The sequence below is a fragment of the Streptomyces triticisoli genome (assembly GCF_003270085.1).
Taxonomy (GTDB): Bacteria; Actinomycetota; Actinomycetes; order Streptomycetales; family Streptomycetaceae; genus Streptomyces; species Streptomyces triticisoli.
In genome coordinates, this window is the sequence record NZ_QFDQ01000186.1 from 1 (window position 1) to 16,515 (window position 16,515).

Genomic DNA, 16,515 nt, shown 5'->3' on the forward strand with positions numbered 1-16,515 from the left:
TCGTTCCCCTGCATACCTACGAGTCTGGCCCCGGCCCCTCCGGGCCGGGGCCAGAACCCCCAAGATCTTCAGTGAACTTCTAGAACCGGCCCCGGCGCAGCGCCGGGTGGTCGGCGACCACCGTGCTGGAGCCCGGGGCGATCTCCGTGAAGCCCGCGTCGCGCACCAACGGCAGCCCGGCGGACGTCAGTTCGTGCCAGTGGGCGGGGTCGGCGGTGCGGACGGCGAGGGGGAAGCCGGTGTCGCGCCAGGCGGTGCGGTGTTCGTGGGGCAGTGCCCACCAGGCGAGTTGGGCGCCGTGGCCCGCCTGGGCCATGGCCTTGCCCGCGGACATGTCCAGGTCGGGGCTGAGCCACAGGACGGGGAGGTCCGGGTCCGGTTCGGCGGGGGGTTCCGGGTCGTCGAGGTCGGTGCCGGAGACCTGCAGCCTGGCCAGGTCCTTGGGCCAGCCGTCGAGGGGGACGGGCGGAAAGACCCGTACCTCCGCCGTCCCTCCGGTGACCGTGATGCCGGGCAGGGCCTCCGCGCGCCGCCACTCGGCGCCGCGTGCCCGCCGGACCACCTTGCGGATCCGGGCGTCCTGCCAGTTCCGTACGGCCTGTGCCCACTCGCCGTCACCGGACGAGCGCTCGTCGCCGAGCAGCACCAGCACCGCGCGGGCCGCGGCTTCCAACGCGTCGGTACGGGCCGGAGGGGTGGCCCGCTCGATCCGTACCACCAGCGGCAGCACGAACTGCCGCGCCTGATCGCGTCCTCCGGGACCGGGCCGGAACGGGCTGTCCTCAGGGGCGGTGGCCGCGGTGGTCTCGTCGGTGCTCACGGCCTCCAGTCTGCCAGCTGCGTGATCGGCCCCCGCCGGCCCCGCCCCGCCGGCCGTACGCTGCGCGGGACCGCCGGCCGGCGGGGTCAGGTGCGGCCGGTCGAGGCGCCGATCAGGTCGGAGACCTTCACCAGGCGGTAGCCCCGCTTGCGCAGCTCGGGCACGATCGTGCGCACCACGTGCTCGGTCGTGGGGGCCGCGCTGCGGGTGCAGTGCATGACCACGACCGAGCCCGGCCGGACCCCGTCCAGGACCTGCCGGGCCACGGCGTCCGCGTCCGTCGCGAACGCGTCGCCGCTCACCACGTCCCACTGCACCGCGGTGACGCCGAGGGGGCTCAGCGCCCGCAGGGCCCGCTGGTCGTAGCAGCCGCCGGGGAAGCGGAAGTACGGCACCGGGTGCTTCACGCCCGCCTTGCGGAACGCCTCGTACGCGCGCTCCACGTCCGAGCGCATGCGGTCGGCGGACACCGCGGGCAGACCGTAGCAGTCGGCGGTGAACGCGTAGTGGCTGTAGGAGTGGTTGGCGAGCTCGAAGAGGGGGTCGTTGCCGAGGGAGCGGGCCTGGTCGGGGTACTGCTCGGCCCAGCGGCCCGTCATGAACACCGTGGCCGGCACCTTCAGGGCGCGGAGCGCGGCGATGAGCTCCGGGTTGTCGAAGTGCTCGCCGGCCGCCGCGCGCGGTCCCTGGTCGGCGGTCATGTCGGCGTCGAAGGTGAGCGCGACCGTCTTCCCCTTGGTCCGGGGGCCGTTGCTGAAGACGGGGGTCAGACCGTCGGGGGCCGGGGCGAGGGCCGGCAGCCGGGAGGGGGCGGGCTCGGCGGGTGCGGCGGGTGCGGCGGCGGTGGACTTCGACGAGGCCGAGGGCGCGGGGCGTCCGGGGTGGGACGCCTGGGTGCTGCCGCAGGCGGCCAGGGCGGCGCCCAGCACACAGACGGCGGCGATTCGTCGTACAAGTGGGATCACCCGATGAATCTAGGCCCTCTTCGGTCGTACGAACGGCGTCATGGCCGTACGCTCACCCGCCCGGTGGCCCTCCCCACGGACAGTTCACGGGTCACCCTGCTTCAGTAGCCGCGCGCGGCACTCCTCCACGTCGAAGTCCGCAGCCGGATAGCGCGGGTCCAGCTCCCGGAGATGTTCGAGGAGCAGGCGGCTGACCGCCCAGTCGCGGTACCACTTGTGGTCCGCCGGGATCAGGTACCAGGGCGCGTACGGGGCCGCGCAGCGGCGCAGGGCGATCTCGTACGCCTCCTGGTAGGCCGGCCACCGGGCGCGCTCGTCGATGTCCGAAGGGTCGAACTTCCAGCGCTTGTCCGGGTTGTCCAGGCGCTTGAGCAGGCGGCGGCGCTGGGTGTCGTAGGAGATGTGCAGAAAGCACTTGATCACGGTGACGCCGTCCTCGGCGAGGGACCGCTCGAAGTCGTTGATCCGCGCGTACCGGTCCTCGATCTCGGCGCGCGGGGCGAGGCCGCGGACCCGGGCGATCAGGACGTCCTCGTAGTGGGAGCGGTCGAAGACGCCGATCTCGCCGGGCCGGGGCAGCGCCTTGCGGATCCGCCACAGGAAGGAGTGGGCCAGCTCCTGCGGGGTGGGCGCCTTGAATGCCTGGATACGGCAGCCGGACGGGTTGAACAGGCCGGTCACCTGCTTGACCGTGCCGCCCTTTCCGCTGGTGTCCATGCCCTGCAGCACCAGCAGGACCCGGCGCCGGTCACCGGCGGTGCTCGCCGCCCACAGCCGCTCCTGCAGGGCGGCGAGCGGCCTGGCCATCCGGGCCGTCTCCGCGCGGCCGGCGGCCTTGTCCCGGGGGCCCGCCGGCGTGGCCGCCGTGTCGTACGCGGACAGGTCGACCGTCTCGCCGACGGGCACGCGCAGCAGTTCGCGCAGAGGGACCTCGGGGTGCCCGGGGTGTTCCCGTGCCGGGCCGTGCCGCGCGTCCTGCCGTCGCGCCGCGCTCTTGGCACTCTTCCCGGCCACGGGCCACCACCCCTTCACCCGGTTTACCCGGCTGCGTGTGCCCCGCCGGTCCTACGGCTGAGTCGTCCGCGGCTGGGATCCGGTGCCGTCCGGGACGGCGGGCTCGGGGGTGGCCGCGTCGGCGGTGGTGCGGACGGGGGTGATCGGCGGGGCCGGGGCCTGGTCGAGGGACCTCGCAGGCGCGGGCGTGGGCGCAGGCGCCTGCTCCGGCGACTGCTGGGCCTTTTCCAGGAAGCGGAGGAGCTCCACCGGGAAGGGCAGGACGAGCGTGGAGTTCTTCTCCGCGGCGACCGCCGTTATCGTCTGCAGCAGCCGGAGTTGCAGCGCGGCCGGCGTGTCGGCCATCTGCTGCGCCGCCTCGGCCAGCTTCATGGACGCCTGGTACTCCGCGTCGGCGTTGATGATGCGGGCCCGCCGGTCCCGGTCGGCCTCCGCCTGCCGGGCCATGGACCGCTTCATCGTGTCCGGCAGGGACACGTCCTTGATCTCCACACGGTCGATCTGCACACCCCACCCGACGGCCGGACTGTCGATCATCAGCTCCAGCCCCTGGTTGAGCTTCTCGCGGTTGGACAGCAGGTCGTCCAGGTCGCTCTTGCCGATGATCGAACGCAGCGACGTCTGGGCCATCTGCGACACCGCGAACTTGTAGTCCTCCACCCGGATGAGCGCGCTCGACGCGTCGACCACCTTGAAGTAGACGACCGCGTCCACGCGCACGGTCACGTTGTCCCGGGTGATGCCCTCCTGGGCGGGGATCGGCAGGGTGACGATCTGCATGTTGACCTTGTAGAGCCGGTCCACGAACGGGACGATCACCGCCAGGCCCGGCGCACGCGGCTCACCGGTCAGCCGTCCGAGCCGGAACACCACCCCGCGCTCGTACTGCTTGACGATCCGCATCGCCGCGGTGAGATACACGAATCCCGCGCAGCCCGCGGCGATCGCAGCGGTCACCAGTTCCTGCACCATGACGACTCCTCGGACGGACGGCCGTCTGCGCCTTGTGCGCCTGCTTCCAACGATAGGCCCGACCCGGGAAAAGCGGACGGGCCGAGACGCTCACAGTTCGGGCCGCGGCACTCACAACGCGGTGAAGACGTCGGTGCGCGGGCAGTGCGCGAGCACCACGCCGGTGTGCACCTCGTAGTACCAGGCGCGCAGATTCAGCCGCCCGTCCGCCAGCCGCCGCTCGACGCAGGGGTACGAGCGCAGCCGCAGCACCTGCGTCAGGACGTGCGCCTGCACGCCCTCGGCGACCGCCGGGTCCTCCGCGGCCCCCTTGGGCGGGGGTGTCGCCCGGACCAGCCAGTCCCGTACGGCGGGTACGGCGTCGAGGTCGTCCCCGCGGACCAGGGCGCCGACGGCTCCGCAGTGCGAGTGGCCGCACACGACGACCTCGCGGACGCCGAGCACCTCCACGGCGTACTCGATGGTGGCCGCCTCGCTGGTGGGATGCGTGGAGGCGTACGGAGGCACGATGTTGCCCGCGGTCCGCAGCTCGAACAGCTCGCCGGGGCGGGCGCCGGTGATCAGGGCCGGCACGACCCGGGAGTCGGAGCAGGTGATGAACAGGACCTCGGGGGACTGGCCCTCGGCGAGCCGGGCGAAGTCCGCCGGCCGCCGTCCGAACGTACGGGCGTTGTCGATCAGGGGCTGCATGGACCTACGCTAACGCAGCGCGGTCGCGCGCACACTCCACGTCACGCCGTTCCGGCGACTCCCTTGGCGTCCCGGGCGAGGGCGGTGAGACGGGAGATCGCGCGGAAGTACTTCTTGCGGTAGCCGCCGTTCAGCATCTCCTCGCTGAACAGCCGGTCGAAGGGCAGCCCCGAGGCCAGCACGGGCACCTCACGGTCGTAGAGCCGGTCCGCGAGCACCACGAGCCGCAGCGCGGTGGACTGGTCGGGCACCGGCCGCACCCCGGTGAGGCACACGGCCGCCACGCCGTCGGTCAGGGCGCCGTAGCGGCTGGGGTGGACCCTGGCCAGGTGGTCGAGGAGGTGCGGGAAGTCGTCGAGGGAGGCGCCGTCGGTGGCGTACGCCGCCTTGGTCACCTGCTCGTCGGAGTACGGCGCCGGCGCCTCGGGCAGGCCGCGGTGGCGGTAGTCCTCGCCGTCGATGCGCAGCGTGCGGAAGTGCGCGGACAGGCCCTGGATCTCGCGCAGGAAGTCCGCGGCGGCGAACCGGCCCTCGCCGAGCTTGCCCGGCAGCGTGTTGGAGGTGGCGGCGAGCGCGACGCCCTCGTCGACCAGCCGGCCGAGCAGGGAGGAGACGAGCACGGTGTCGCCGGGGTCGTCCAGCTCGAACTCGTCGATGCACAGCAGCTGGTGGCCGGAGAGGGTCTCGACCGTCTTCTGGAAGCCGAGGGCGCCGACGAGGTTGGTCAGCTCCACGAACGTGCCGAACGCCTTGCGTGCGGGCTCGGCCTCGCTGGCGTGCCACAGGGAGGCCAGCAGGTGGGTCTTGCCGACGCCGTAGCCGCCGTCGAGGTAGACGCCGCGGGGGCCGGCGGGGGCCTTGCCCTTGGCGGTCTTCCCCTTGCCGCTGCCCTTGCTCTTCCCGAAACCGAGGAAGCCGCGCCTGCCGGAGCCGGTCGCGGGCGCACCGCCGAGCCCGGCGGCGAAGTCCCCCAGCACCCGCACGGCCTCGGTCTGGCTGGGCTGCCGCGCGTCCGGGAGGTACGTCGCGAAGCGCACCGCGTCGAAGCGCGGCGGCGGCACCATCTCGGCGACCAGCCGGTCGGCGGGGACGTGGGGCTCGCGGGCGCACAGGGACAGCGGGGCCGCGTCGGTCAGGGGGCTGAGCCCGGAGGAGGCTGTGGAGGACGACACGGTTCCCCATGGTAGGCGGCGTGGAACACTGCACGACATGCGACGCCTGTTCCCTGTGACCGACGAAACAGCAGCCCGAGCCCTGGACGGGGCCCGTGGGGCCGGTGGTGCGAGCGCCCCCGGTGCCGCCGGCGCCCTTGAGGACCGGGAGTGGACCCTCGCCGAGCTGGCGGCCGCCTACGCCTACCCGGAGCGCGGGCCCGCGGGCCGGGAGCCGTGGCTGCGCGCCAACATGGTGGCCACGCTGGACGGGGCCGCCCAGCACGAGGGCCGTTCGCAGCCCATCTCCAGCGCCGCCGACATGCGGATCTTCGGCACGCTGCGGGCGCTGGCCGACGTCGTGGTGGTCGGCGCGGAGACCGTGCGCCAGGAGGGGTACCGCCCGGCCCGGGCGCGGGCGGAGTTCGCGGCGCTGCGGGAGGCGGCCGGGCAGGGCCCGGCCCCGGCGATCGCGGTGGTCACCGCGAGCCTGGAGCTGGACTTCTCGCTGCCGCTGTTCGCCTCGCCCCTGGTGCCCACGCTGATCCTCACGGGCGCCGCGGCGGCCCCCGACCGGACAGCCGCGGCGGAGAAGGCGGGCGCGCGGGTGGTGATCGCCGGTGACGGCATCGGCATCGACCCCGCCCGCGCCGTCCAGGCCCTCGCCGAACTCGGCCACACCCGCCTGCTCACCGAGGGCGGCCCCCGCCTGCTCGGCCAGCTGGTGGCCTCCGGTGTCCTCGACGAGCTGTGCCTCACCGTCTCCCCGATGCTCACCGCAGGCAACGCCCAGCGCATCACCGGCGGCCCCACCATCACGGTCCCCCAGCGCTTCACCCTCGCCTCCCTCCTGGAGGAGGAGGGCTTCCTGTTCAGCCGGTACCGGCGGGAGTGACGGGAGGGCCGGCGGGAGTGACGGGAGGCCGGCGGGACCGCTTGCCGGGGCCTGCCGCAGCGATACCCGCGCGATCACGGGGCAGGATGGTTCCGGGGGACCGGCACGGCCCGTGGAGGCAGACGGAGGGGCCGTGGGCCCCGGAGGAGAAAGGGCGCCTGGTGTTCACAAGCGTATTGATGATCGAGAAGGCCCTGACGTCCGCCGACGTGGAGTTCGTCACCACCTTGCACGGCGAGGAGCCGGTCTTCTTCCACGTGCTGCTCCAGCCCCGCGGCGACCAGGCGGACCGCCTGCTGCGGGCCATCGACGACATCGCGCTCGGCGAGATCGACGAGGCGGCACGCGAGGGCGAGACCCCCGAGGGCGAGGCCGCGAAGGGCGAGGGGGAGCGTGCCCTGGACGTGTCCCTCAGGGCGCTGCGCGCGGCCGGCGGCGAGGCCGAGGGGCGGCTCGTCGAGGATCATCCGCTGGACGCCCTGAAGACCCTGGTCACCGAGGCCGACGCCGACGAGGTCATCGTCCTGACCGACCCGCACTACGTGGAGGAGTTCTTCCACCGCGACTGGGCCTCACGGGCCCGCCACAAGGTCGGCGTACCGGTCCTGAAACTCTTCTCCCACAGCAAGGCATAGGCTACGTCGTACCGCAGCCGCACCACCTGGGGAGAAAACGCATGGCACCCGGCCTTCCTACCGCCATGGACCGACCGCACTTCATCGGCATCGGCGGCGCCGGAATGTCGGGCATCGCCAAGATCCTCGCGCAGCGCGGCGCCCAGGTGGCCGGCAGCGATGCCAGGGAGTCGGCGACCGCCGAGGCACTGCGCGCGCTGGGCGCCACCGTGCACATCGGGCACGCGGCCGGGCACCTCGCCGACGACGCGAGCTGCGTCGTCGTCTCCTCGGCGATCCGCGAGGACAACCCGGAGCTGGTCCGCGCGGCCGAACTGGGCATCCCGGTCGTCCACCGCTCCGACGCCCTGGCCGCCCTGATGGAGGGCCTGCGCCCGCTCGCCGTGGCCGGCACCCACGGCAAGACCACCACCACCTCCATGCTGGCGGTGACCCTCACCGAGCTGGGCCTGAACCCGTCGTACGCCATCGGCGGCGACCTGGACGCCCCCGGCACCAACGCGCTGCACGGCGAGGGCGACATCTTCGTCGCCGAGGCGGACGAATCGGACCGCAGCTTCCACAAGTACACGCCCGAGGTCGCCATCGTCCTCAACGTCGAGCTCGACCACCACGCCAACTACGCCTCGATGGACGAGATCTACGAGTCCTTCGAGACCTTCGCGGACCGGATCGTCCCCGGCGGCACACTGGTGATCTCCGCCGACCACGAGGGCGCGTGCGAGCTGACCCGGCGCTTGGCGGGCACCGTGAAGACGGTGACGTACGGCGAGTCCGAGGACGCCGACGTACGAGTCCTGTCCGTCGTACCGCAGGGCCTGAAGAGCGAGGTCACCGCGGTGCTGGACGGCACCGAGCTGACCTTCGCGGTATCCGTCCCCGGCCGCCACTACGCGCACAACGCCGTCGCCGCGCTGGCCGCCGGCGCCGCCCTCGGCATCCCGGCCGCCGAGCTCGCGCCCGCGATCGCCGCGTACACCGGTGTCAAGCGGCGCCTGCAGCTCAAGGGCGAGGCCGCCGGCGTCCAGGTGATCGACTCCTACGCCCACCACCCCACCGAGATGACCGCCGACCTGGAGGCGATGCGCGCCGCCGCGGGCGAGGCCCGGATCCTGGTCGTCTTCCAGCCGCACCTGTTCTCCCGCACCCAGGAGCTGGGCAAGGAGATGGGCCAGGCCCTGACCCTCGCCGACGCCTCGCTCGTCCTGGACATCTACCCGGCCCGCGAGGACCCGATCCCGGGCATCACCAGCGAGCTGGTCATCGAGGCGGCCCGGGCGGCGGGAGCCGACGTCACGGCCGTGCACGACAGGGCCGAGGTGCCGGACGCGATCGCGGGAATGGCGAAGGCCGGTGATCTCGTTCTCACCATGGGCGCGGGCGACGTCACCGACCTCGGACCGCGCATCCTGGACCGTCTGTCGAAGTAAGTCGAAGTGAGGGGCGTGGGTCTCATGTCGTACGACGTCGAGAAGCCGGACGAGCAGTGGCGCGCGGAGCTGACCCCAGCCGAGTACGCGGTGCTGCGCCAGGCCGGTACGGAACCCGCCTTCACCGGTGAGTACACGAACACCAAGGACAAGGGCGTGTACTCCTGCCGGGCCTGCGGCGCCGAGCTGTTCACCTCCGACACCAAGTTCGAGTCCCACTGCGGCTGGCCGTCCTTCTACGACCCGAAGGACACCGACGCCGTGGAACTCCTGGAGGACCGCTCCCACGGCATGGTCCGCACCGAGGTCCGCTGCGCCCGCTGCGGCTCCCACCTCGGGCACGTCTTCGAGGGCGAGGGCTACCCGACCCCGACCGACCAGCGGTACTGCATCAACTCGATCTCCTTGCGGCTGGTCCCCGACGGGGGCTGACCGACCCCGGTCAACAGGCGGGGGGCGTTTTCACCCGTTGAGCTGGTGGTATAAGGATTTCCTTTTCGCGTCCGGCGTCATACGCTGAGATGCGAAGCATGAACTGGGAGATCAATCTCCATCCAGCGGTGGAGCTCTGGCTGCTGAAGCTTGCGGATGAGGATCCAGAGAGTGCCGATCTGGTTGAAGAAGCGATCGACATCCTGGCCGAGTGTGGTCCGACGCTCGGGCGGCCGCTCGTGGACCGCATGCACGGCAGCATCATCCACAACCTCAAGGAACTGCGCCCGGCAAGCGCGGGCCGTACGGAGGTGCGCATCCTGTTCGTGTTTGATCCGGAGCGTGAGGCGATTCTTCTCGTGGCGGGAGACAAAACCGGTCGTTGGAGCCAGTGGTACGTCGATGCGATCCGGCTTGCCGAGGCCCGCTATGACGAGCATCTGGCCGACTTGCGACGCACAGGAGAGGACGGCGGTGTCCGGTGAGCGGTCACAGCAGTTGGGCTGAGGTGAAGCGGCGGGTGCGCGAGGCTCACCCCGAGGTGTCCGATGCGCAGTGGGAGGAGCGCAAGCAGGCGGCGCGGACCGCGACCGAGGCCTATGTGCTCGGACACCACCTGCGCGAGATCCGTGAGGAACAAGGCCTCACCCAGGCGCAGGTTGCCGCGTCGGTCGGTATCTCTCAGGCGCGGGTGTCCCAGATCGAGCGGGGCGAGATCCACAACCTGGAGACGATCCGCACGTATGCCGCGGCGCTCGGCGCTCGTATCACGGTGTCGATCGAGTACGGCGACCGGACCATCGGCGCGGCATAGCCGTTCTTCAACGCTCCGCCCTTGAATCAGCCGTACGGGCGGAGCCTGCAGGAGGACCTCCGCACCGCGGTGGCGTATCCGCTCAGCTCTTGGTCTCGTCCTTGATCCACGTCAGGTACTCGGGACTGCCGGAGAAGATGGGCACGGCGATGACTTCCGGTGTGTCGTAATCGTGCCTCTCCTTGATCAGCGCCGTCAGATCGGCCACGAGGTCCGCTCGGGTCTTGAAGTCCACGCGCCACTCCTGCTCGTTCGCGACCTTGCCCTCCCACCGGTAGACGGAGGCGATCGGATAGACCTGGGCGCAGGCAGCAAGGCGGCTGTCGATCACGGCGGCGGCCAGGGCGTGGGCCTTGTCCTCAATGTCGTGGGTCGTGGTCACCATGGCGTACTCGTACGTCGTCATGGCAGCGAGCGTACCCACCACGAACAGCTCAGCCGGGGACGCCGGGCGTCCGAAGCCCAGCAGGGCCGGCACCGCGAAGGCTCGACGAAGGACTCCAGCCGAGCGGCTCCACCGGCGCGTCCGCAGTCCGGCTGACGATCGACCCGGCCTCGGGCGAGCGGGCCCCCTCGGACACGGCGTGGCGGGTCTCTGGGGGCGACGCTTTGCGGTGTCGTTTTGTAGTGGGACAATATGGGATACAGGTGGCGTCGCTGGCGCCATCGGTGCTTTTCGCTTTCCTCAGTGAGGCGGGTGGAAGACATGGACACAGCCTCCTACGTCGTACTGGCCGCGGGGACGAATGTCTGGGGTCCCCTCGGCGCCTTCATCGGCGGGCTGGTCATCGCGGGGGCCCTGGTGGCGGCCGTCCTGGTGGGCATCCGCGTGATGCGCCAGGAGCCGGACCGGCCGACCGAGGCCGAGCAGCCGCACCTGCCGGTCACCGGGGCCATCCACGAGATCAGCGAGATGCGGGAGCCGGACGAGGTGCACCCCGACGAGGGGGAGCGGCTCATGCCCTACGAACTGCACGCCAGCGGGAGCCGGCGCAAGCCGGACCAGCACCGGCGCCGCTGGTCCCCCGGCAGCAGCGGATCCTTCGGCGGCGGTGGCGGCGGTCGGACCTGATCGCACCCGCCGCACGGGGACGGGCCCCCTCCGGGGCCCGTCCCCGTGTCGTCGGCGCGCGGTGCGCACCTTCCCCAGCCCCGGTCGTACGGCATCTTCGGGGCGGGAACACGGGTGTTGGGTGCCGGGTGGCGTACGGTGCTCGGTGTCTAGACTCTCCCCGCAGCGGCCCGCGCGACCGTGGCCGAGAGCGGCAGCTTCTGCCAGACCCGAAGGGCGTTCGGCGTTTTGATACGGATGGATTCAGTCACGAAGCGGTATCCGGACGGCACGGTGGCGGTCGACCGGCTCTCGCTCGAGATTCCGGACCGCTCGATCACCGTCCTCGTCGGGCCGTCGGGCTGCGGCAAGACCACCACCCTGCGGATGATCAACCGGATGGTGGAGCTCAGCGGGGGCCGCATCCTGCTGGACGGTGCCGACATCCGGAAGCAGCCCGTCAACACCCTGCGCCGGTCGATGGGGTACGTCATCCAGAACGCGGGGCTCTTTCCGCACCGCACCATCGTCGACAACATCGCCACCGTGCCCCGCCTGCTCGGCTGGGGCAGGAGCAGGGCCCGGGCGCGGGCGGCCGAGCTGATGGAGCGCGTCGGACTCGACGCCTCGCTCGCCAAGCGGTACCCGTACCAGCTCTCCGGCGGCCAGCAGCAGCGCGTCGGCGTGGCGCGGGCGCTCGCCGCGGACCCGCCGGTGCTGCTGATGGACGAACCGTTCTCCGCCGTCGACCCGGTGGTGCGCAAGGGGCTCCAGGACGAACTGCTCCGCATCCAGGAGGAGCTGGGAAAGACCATCGTCTTCGTCACCCACGACATCGACGAGGCGATCAAGCTCGGCACCATGGTCGCGGTACTGCGCACCGGCGGCCGGCTCGCCCAGTACGCCCCGCCCGCCGAGCTGCTGTCCGACCCCGCGGACGACTTCGTCGAGGACTTCCTCGGCACCGACCGCGGCATCCGCCGGCTGTCCTTCTTCACCTCCGGGGGGCTGCGGCTGCAGAAGTCCCCGGTCGTCGCCGTCGACTCCAGCGCCGAGCAGATCGCCGCCCGTACCACCCCCGGCGTGCCCTACCTCCTCGTCACCGACCTCGACGGCAGACCCCTCGGCTGGGGCGAGCCGGACGCGCTCACCGCCGGGTCCCTGGACCCGGACCGGCTGCTGCCCCACGGGCGGCCCTTCGAGTACGGCAGCGAGTCCCTGCGCGCCGCCCTGGACGGCGCCGTGCTCTCGCCGACCGGGTGGGCGGTCGCCGTGGACGGCGACGGCCGCGTGGTCGGCGTCGTCTCGCAGCAGACCATCGGCGAGGCGATCCGCAGCGCCCACGCCGAGGGACGTACCGCTGCCGAGAGCGAGAGGGAGAGCGAGACCGGGGTCGTCGGATGAACCGATTCTTCGACATTCCGAGCGACCTCCAGCACAGTTGGCTCGGCCTGATCGGCCTGCATCTGCGCGAGGCTCTGCTGCCGGTCCTGGCCGGCCTCGTCGCGGCCCTGCCCCTCGCCCAGCTGTGCGTGCGGTTCCGCTGGTTGTACCCGCCCATGCTGAGCCTGACGACCGTGCTGTACGCCATCCCGTCGCTGGCGTTCTTCGTCGTCCTCATCGACTACACCGGCCAGACCGAGCTCACCGTCATGATCCCGCTCGCCGTCTACAGCCTGGTCGTGCTCGTCCCGGCCATCGTCGACGGCGTCCGCTCGGTGCCGCCGGAGACGCTCGCTGCCGCCACCGCGATGGGCTTCGGTCCCGTACGGCGGTATGTCCAGGTGCAGTTGCCGATCGCGGTGCCCGCGATCATCGCGGGACTGCGCGTGGCGACCGTCTCCAGCATCTCCCTCGTCAGTGTCGGCATGCTGATCGGCAACCAGGGCGCCCTCGGCAACCTGCTCCACGACGCCAACATCTACCACCGGCCCGAACTCGCGGTGAACTCCGTGGTCACCACGGCGGTCCTGGCCGTCCTCGCCGACGGCGCGCTGGTCCTCCTGCGCCTGCTGCTGACCCCCTGGATGTCACGCGGCACCCGGCGTCGGAAACCGAAGGCCGTCCAGGCCCGGCCCGACGCGGCTGTGCCCGCTCTGGAGGACGCAGCCCGGTGAACGTACTCCACTTCGTCAACGCCTTCTTCAGCGACGGCGCCCACTGGAAGGGCTACGACGGCATTCCCGCGCGTCTGGCCGAGCACATCCAGTACTCGCTGCTGGCGCTCGTGCTCGCCGCCGTCATCGGGCTGCCGATCGGCCTGCTCACCGGGCACTACGGGCGCGGCGGCAACACCCTCGCCCTGATCGCCACCGCCGGGCGGGCGCTGCCCAGCTTCGGCCTGCTGGTGCTGATGTTCATCCTGCTCGGCTTCGGCCTGGTCCCCGTGATGATCCCGCTGGTCGTCCTCGCCGTCCCGCCGATCCTGGTGACGACGTACGAGGCGATGCGCTCCGTCGATCCGCCTGTGGTGGACGCGGCCCGCGGCATGGGCATGGGGGAGTCCCGCATCCTCCTCCAGGTCGAGCTGCCCGTCGCACTCCCGCTGATCCTCAGCGGTCTGCGCTCGGCGGCCATCCAGATCGTCTCCACTGCCACCATCGCCGCGTACGTCAGCCTCGGCGGTCTCGGGCGGTACATCATCGACGGCCTCTACCAGCGCGACTACGAGAAGGTCGTGGGCGGGGCCACCCTGGTCGCCGTGATGGCGCTGGCGACGCTCGCGGTGTTCTGGGCGGTGGCGCGGACCGCGGTGTCGCCGGGGGTGCGGCGCGGTGGCTGACAGCGGAGGTTACGGGCACAGCGGCTGTCGACGGGGCGCGGACACGGCACCGTACCGCTTCGCCTTCACAACCTTCACAACCGGACACGCATTGAAGCGCATCGGAGACCCGGTGCCCCTTGACTGACGGAGAAGCCGCCGGATTGGATCAGTGAGTGACTTTTTACGCGAAGAGCACCAGGTCCAGCACGAGACGCCCCGTCGCGGCCGCCGTCGCACTCGCCGCCACCGCGGCGCTCCTCGCGGGGTGTTCGTCCTCCGGTGGCAGCGGCAAGGACCCGCTCTCGGGGGACAGGGCGAGCGGTGACACGGTCGTCGTCGGCTCCAACAACTTCGCCGAGAGCATCCTGCTCGCCGACATCTACGGCGAGGCCCTGAAGGCCAAGGGCATCAAGGTCGACTACAAGCACAACATCGGCAGCCGCGAGACCACCTACGGTCTGCTCAAGAACGGGTCCGTCACCGTGCTGCCCGAGTACAACGGCGCGCTGCTGGCCTACCTCGACAAGAACGCCGCCCCCAGGACGGTCGCCGCCACGACGGCCGCGATCAACACCAAGCTGGACTCCAAGCTGACGCTGCTGGAGCCGGCACCCGCAGAGGACAAGGACTCCGTCACCGTCAACCAGGAGACGGCGAAGAAGTACCACCTCACCGGGAAGTCCTCCATCGCGGACCTGAAGGACACCGCCAAGGACCTCGTCATCGGAGGCTCACCGGAGTTCCAGACCAGGCATCAGGGCCTGGAGGGACTGAAGTCGGTGTACGGGGTGGAGTTCAAGTCCTTCAAGGCGCTGGACGCGGGCGGCCCGCTGACCCGGACGGCGCTGAAGCAGAACACCGTGCAGGCCGCGGACGTCTTCACCACGGACCCGACCATCGCCCAGGAGAAGTTCGTCGTCCTGCAGGACCCGAAGAACCTCTTCGGTTTCCAGAACGTCCAGCCGCTGGTGTACAAGTCCGGCCTGGACCAGAAGGGCGTGGACGCGCTCAACGCCGTCTCCGCGAAGCTGGACACGGACACTCTGCTGGACTTGAACACCCGGGTGCAGCTGGAGAAGAAGGATCCGCTGGACGTTGCCAAGGCCTGGCTGAAGTCGGCAGGACTCGACTGACGCACCGCGGCCGGGCAGCGGCACGGACGTTCCGGCCCTGGACGCCCAGCCCCCCTCAGCCGCGGGCGTCCGACCCCGCGGCGGAGGCGATCAGCTGGTCGAGGAGGACGATCAGGACGTCCCGGCAGGACTCGCGCTCCCGCGCGTCGCACAGCACCAGCGGGACGTGCTCCGCAAGCGCCAGGGCGTCCCGGATGTCCTCCGTCGGATAGGGGTGCTCCCCGTGGAAGCCGTTGACGGCGACCACGAAGGGGATGCGCCGGCGTTCGAAGAAGTCGATCGCCGCGAAGCTCACCTTCGGCCGGCGCACGTCGACGAGGACCACGGCACCCAGGGCGCCCAGGGCGAGGTCGTTCCACATGAACCAGAACCGCTGCTGCCCGGGCGTACCGAAGAGGTACAGCACGAGGTCGTCGCTGATCGTGATCCGGCCGAAGTCGAGCGCGACGGTGGTGGTCCGCTTCTCCTCGATGCCGTCGAGGTCGTCGACGTCCAGACCGGCCGCGGTCAGGTGCTCCTCCGTGCGCAGCGGCACGATCTCGCTGACCGCCCCGACCATCGTGGTCTTGCCGACGCCGAACCCTCCGGCGATCAGGATCTTGACCGTGTCGGGGGACGCGGGCGCCCGCACGGCGGTGTCAGAGGCGGCCAAGTCCGTCCCTCACTTTCTGCAGCAGCTCCAAGTCCGGCGCACCGGAGACTTCACGCGGCGGACGCGCGGTGATCCGGCCCGCCTCCAACAGGTCGCAGAGCATGATGACGATCACGCTCACCGGAAGGTCCAGATGAGCGGCGAGTTCCGCGACCGCGACCGGCCGCGCGCAGTACCGCAGGATCCGCAGGTGTTCCGGCTGCGGCCGTGCGGCCCCGGCGGGCTGCGGGTCCACCGCGGTCACCGTGGTGATGAGGGTGAAGTCGGCGCGGCTCGGCCGGGTCCGCCCCCCGGTCAGGGTGAAGGGCCGTACCAGGCGGCCCGCCGGGTCGCCGCCGCTCACCTCACTCGCCGCTGCCGGCCGGGGCGACACCGGCGCGCGGCGCCTGCTTGAGGTGCTCGCCGATCTTCTTCACCAGCATGTTCATCTGGTACGCCACCACACCGACGTCCGCGCCGGGCCCGGTCAGGACGACCAGGTGGGCTCCGGTCCCGGCCGAGGTGAGGATCAGATAGCTGTTGGCCATCTCGATGAGCGCCTGGCGCACCGGGCCGCCGCGGAAGTCCATGCTGACGCCCTTGCTGAGGCTCATCAGGCCGGACGCGGTCGCCGCGAGACGTTCGGCGTCGTCGCGCGGGAACCCGGTGGACTTGCTGACCACCAGCCCGTCCTCGGAGAGCACGACGGCGTGGCTCACCTCGGCGACCCGGTCGACGAGTCCGGTCAGCAGCTGGTCGAGCTGGGTGTGCGTGGCGGGGGCGGCGTGTGTCATGTCGGTGTCCTTCATCAGCGGTCGGTGGTCCTCACGGCACGGTCACGGATACGGCTGCGGCGGAACGTGGGCTTCCGGCTCCGGCGGAGCGTCCTCCTGGCGGCCCGGTACCGGCTCGTCCTCGTCACGGGCCCTGAGCGTGCCGCGCTGGAAGCCGGCCAGGGAGGACGCGGCACGTTCCGCGGTGAACTCCCCGTCGGCGGCCGGGGTTTCCCCGCCGGCCGGGTCCGGCTCCTCGCGCAGCTCGGCGGCCAGGCTGGTCTGCGGCACCCGGCGCGGCAGCGGCGCGAGCCCGTCACCGCGGGCACCCCCGGCCGCGGCGAC

General features: G+C 71.5%; 21 protein-coding genes and 1 pseudogene. 11 read left to right on the top strand and 11 right to left on the bottom strand.

All coding sequences use genetic code 11. The annotated features are described in order from the left end of the window. Window positions 1-79: 79 nt before the first annotated feature. The 6 genes from DEP02_RS24490 to zapE form a co-directional block, all read right to left on the bottom strand. Window positions 80-820 carry an aminoacyl-tRNA hydrolase gene (locus tag DEP02_RS24490; protein ID WP_112469852.1) on the bottom strand — a complete coding sequence of 247 codons (741 nt, stop codon included), beginning with the start codon at window positions 818-820 and terminating at the stop codon, window positions 80-82. 86 nt (window positions 821-906) lie between these two features. After that, a complete protein-coding gene (locus tag DEP02_RS24495; protein ID WP_112469853.1) occupies window positions 907-1,785 on the bottom strand; it encodes a polysaccharide deacetylase family protein in 879 nt (292 codons plus the stop codon). A gap of 84 nt (window positions 1,786-1,869) precedes the next feature. Next, window positions 1,870-2,709, bottom strand: a complete 840-nt coding sequence (locus DEP02_RS24500; RefSeq protein ID WP_112469869.1) for a PPK2 family polyphosphate kinase — start codon at window positions 2,707-2,709, stop codon at window positions 1,870-1,872. Window positions 2,710-2,850: 141 nt separating this feature from the next. Further along, on the bottom strand, window positions 2,851-3,771 hold the full coding sequence (locus DEP02_RS24505; RefSeq protein ID WP_112469854.1) for a slipin family protein: 921 nt from the start codon (window positions 3,769-3,771) through the stop codon (window positions 2,851-2,853). A 111-nt stretch (window positions 3,772-3,882) separates the two neighbouring features. Continuing rightward, window positions 3,883-4,461, bottom strand: coding sequence for a carbonic anhydrase (locus tag DEP02_RS24510; protein ID WP_112469855.1), 579 nt, complete (start codon window positions 4,459-4,461; stop codon window positions 3,883-3,885). Window positions 4,462-4,502: 41 nt separating this feature from the next. Then, window positions 4,503-5,633: a cell division protein ZapE gene (zapE, locus tag DEP02_RS24515; protein WP_112469856.1), complete on the bottom strand. Its 1,131-nt coding sequence runs from the start codon at window positions 5,631-5,633 to the stop codon at window positions 4,503-4,505. Between the two features lie 37 nt (window positions 5,634-5,670). On the opposite strand from zapE, the gene DEP02_RS24520 reads away from it, so the two are divergent. From DEP02_RS24520 to DEP02_RS24545, 6 genes are all read left to right on the top strand, one after another. Further along, window positions 5,671-6,507 (top strand): pyrimidine reductase family protein, encoded by an 837-nt coding sequence (locus DEP02_RS24520; RefSeq protein WP_112469857.1) that lies wholly within the window; start codon window positions 5,671-5,673, stop codon window positions 6,505-6,507. 161 nt (window positions 6,508-6,668) lie between these two features. Further along, on the top strand, window positions 6,669-7,142 hold the full coding sequence (locus tag DEP02_RS24525) for an indole-3-glycerol phosphate synthase (RefSeq protein WP_438947793.1): 474 nt from the start codon (window positions 6,669-6,671) through the stop codon (window positions 7,140-7,142). A gap of 41 nt (window positions 7,143-7,183) precedes the next feature. Further along, complete coding sequence (gene murC / locus DEP02_RS24530; RefSeq protein ID WP_112469859.1) at window positions 7,184-8,572, top strand: UDP-N-acetylmuramate--L-alanine ligase; 1,389 nt, start codon at window positions 7,184-7,186, stop codon at window positions 8,570-8,572. 24 nt (window positions 8,573-8,596) lie between these two features. Beyond that, window positions 8,597-9,004 carry a peptide-methionine (R)-S-oxide reductase MsrB gene (msrB, locus tag DEP02_RS24535; protein ID WP_112469860.1) on the top strand — a complete coding sequence of 136 codons (408 nt, stop codon included), beginning with the start codon at window positions 8,597-8,599 and terminating at the stop codon, window positions 9,002-9,004. 98 nt (window positions 9,005-9,102) lie between these two features. After that, complete coding sequence (locus tag DEP02_RS24540) at window positions 9,103-9,489, top strand: type II toxin-antitoxin system RelE/ParE family toxin (protein WP_112469870.1); 387 nt, start codon at window positions 9,103-9,105, stop codon at window positions 9,487-9,489. Then, window positions 9,486-9,818 (top strand): helix-turn-helix domain-containing protein, encoded by a 333-nt coding sequence (locus DEP02_RS24545; protein WP_112469861.1) that lies wholly within the window; start codon window positions 9,486-9,488, stop codon window positions 9,816-9,818. Before DEP02_RS24540 ends, DEP02_RS24545 begins: the two co-directional genes overlap by 4 nt. Before the next feature lie 82 nt (window positions 9,819-9,900). Here the strand turns inward: DEP02_RS24545 and cutA are convergent, their stop codons facing one another. Further along, window positions 9,901-10,224, bottom strand: coding sequence for a divalent-cation tolerance protein CutA (gene cutA, locus DEP02_RS24550; protein WP_112469871.1), 324 nt, complete (start codon window positions 10,222-10,224; stop codon window positions 9,901-9,903). A gap of 300 nt (window positions 10,225-10,524) precedes the next feature. Between cutA and DEP02_RS24555 the strand changes: the two genes are divergently transcribed. The 5 genes from DEP02_RS24555 to DEP02_RS24575 all read left to right on the top strand — a co-directional run bounded on the left by DEP02_RS24555 (window position 10,525) and on the right by DEP02_RS24575 (window position 14,766). After that, a complete protein-coding gene (locus DEP02_RS24555; RefSeq protein WP_112469862.1) occupies window positions 10,525-10,890 on the top strand; it encodes a DUF6479 family protein in 366 nt (121 codons plus the stop codon). A 228-nt stretch (window positions 10,891-11,118) separates the two neighbouring features. Then, window positions 11,119-12,273, top strand: a complete 1,155-nt coding sequence (locus DEP02_RS24560; RefSeq protein ID WP_112469863.1) for an ABC transporter ATP-binding protein — start codon at window positions 11,119-11,121, stop codon at window positions 12,271-12,273. Then, window positions 12,270-12,986 (top strand): ABC transporter permease, encoded by a 717-nt coding sequence (locus DEP02_RS24565; protein ID WP_112469864.1) that lies wholly within the window; start codon window positions 12,270-12,272, stop codon window positions 12,984-12,986. Before DEP02_RS24560 ends, DEP02_RS24565 begins: the two co-directional genes overlap by 4 nt. After that, window positions 12,983-13,651 carry an ABC transporter permease gene (locus DEP02_RS24570; protein ID WP_112469865.1) on the top strand — a complete coding sequence of 223 codons (669 nt, stop codon included), beginning with the start codon at window positions 12,983-12,985 and terminating at the stop codon, window positions 13,649-13,651. The genes DEP02_RS24565 and DEP02_RS24570 overlap by 4 nt, the downstream gene beginning before the upstream one ends. A gap of 155 nt (window positions 13,652-13,806) precedes the next feature. Further along, on the top strand, window positions 13,807-14,766 hold the full coding sequence (locus DEP02_RS24575) for an ABC transporter substrate-binding protein (protein ID WP_112469866.1): 960 nt from the start codon (window positions 13,807-13,809) through the stop codon (window positions 14,764-14,766). A 55-nt stretch (window positions 14,767-14,821) separates the two neighbouring features. On the opposite strand, the gene DEP02_RS24580 is transcribed toward DEP02_RS24575, so the two are convergent. The 4 genes and pseudogenes from DEP02_RS24580 to DEP02_RS24595 all read right to left on the bottom strand — a co-directional run. Continuing rightward, window positions 14,822-15,418 carry a GTP-binding protein gene (locus tag DEP02_RS24580; protein WP_112469867.1) on the bottom strand — a complete coding sequence of 199 codons (597 nt, stop codon included), beginning with the start codon at window positions 15,416-15,418 and terminating at the stop codon, window positions 14,822-14,824. After that, a complete protein-coding gene (locus tag DEP02_RS24585; RefSeq protein ID WP_112469868.1) occupies window positions 15,405-15,761 on the bottom strand; it encodes a DUF742 domain-containing protein in 357 nt (118 codons plus the stop codon). The genes DEP02_RS24580 and DEP02_RS24585 overlap by 14 nt, the downstream gene beginning before the upstream one ends. Window position 15,762: 1 nt before the next feature. Beyond that, a complete protein-coding gene (locus tag DEP02_RS24590) occupies window positions 15,763-16,191 on the bottom strand; it encodes a roadblock/LC7 domain-containing protein (RefSeq protein WP_112469872.1) in 429 nt (142 codons plus the stop codon). A 42-nt stretch (window positions 16,192-16,233) separates the two neighbouring features. Next, window positions 16,234-16,515: pseudogene (locus DEP02_RS24595) on the bottom strand (histidine kinase); the annotation flags it as partial.

Excerpts from the sequence above, each read along its gene's own strand:
- DEP02_RS24505 (WP_112469854.1), bottom strand. The coding sequence starts at position 3,771 with ATGGTGCAGGAACTGGTGACCGCTGCGATCGCCGCGGGCTGCGCGGGA.
- DEP02_RS24520 (WP_112469857.1), top strand. The coding sequence starts at position 5,671 with ATGCGACGCCTGTTCCCTGTGACCGACGAAACAGCAGCCCGAGCCCTG.
- DEP02_RS24565 (WP_112469864.1), top strand. The coding sequence starts at position 12,270 with ATGAACCGATTCTTCGACATTCCGAGCGACCTCCAGCACAGTTGGCTC.
- DEP02_RS24510 (WP_112469855.1), bottom strand. The coding sequence starts at position 4,461 with ATGCAGCCCCTGATCGACAACGCCCGTACGTTCGGACGGCGGCCGGCG.
- DEP02_RS24540 (WP_112469870.1), top strand. The coding sequence starts at position 9,103 with ATGAACTGGGAGATCAATCTCCATCCAGCGGTGGAGCTCTGGCTGCTG.
- msrB (WP_112469860.1), top strand. The coding sequence starts at position 8,597 with ATGTCGTACGACGTCGAGAAGCCGGACGAGCAGTGGCGCGCGGAGCTG.
- DEP02_RS24555 (WP_112469862.1), top strand. The coding sequence starts at position 10,525 with ATGGACACAGCCTCCTACGTCGTACTGGCCGCGGGGACGAATGTCTGG.
- cutA (WP_112469871.1), bottom strand. The coding sequence starts at position 10,224 with ATGACGACGTACGAGTACGCCATGGTGACCACGACCCACGACATTGAG.
- DEP02_RS24590 (WP_112469872.1), bottom strand. The coding sequence starts at position 16,191 with ATGACACACGCCGCCCCCGCCACGCACACCCAGCTCGACCAGCTGCTG.
- murC (WP_112469859.1), top strand. The coding sequence starts at position 7,184 with ATGGCACCCGGCCTTCCTACCGCCATGGACCGACCGCACTTCATCGGC.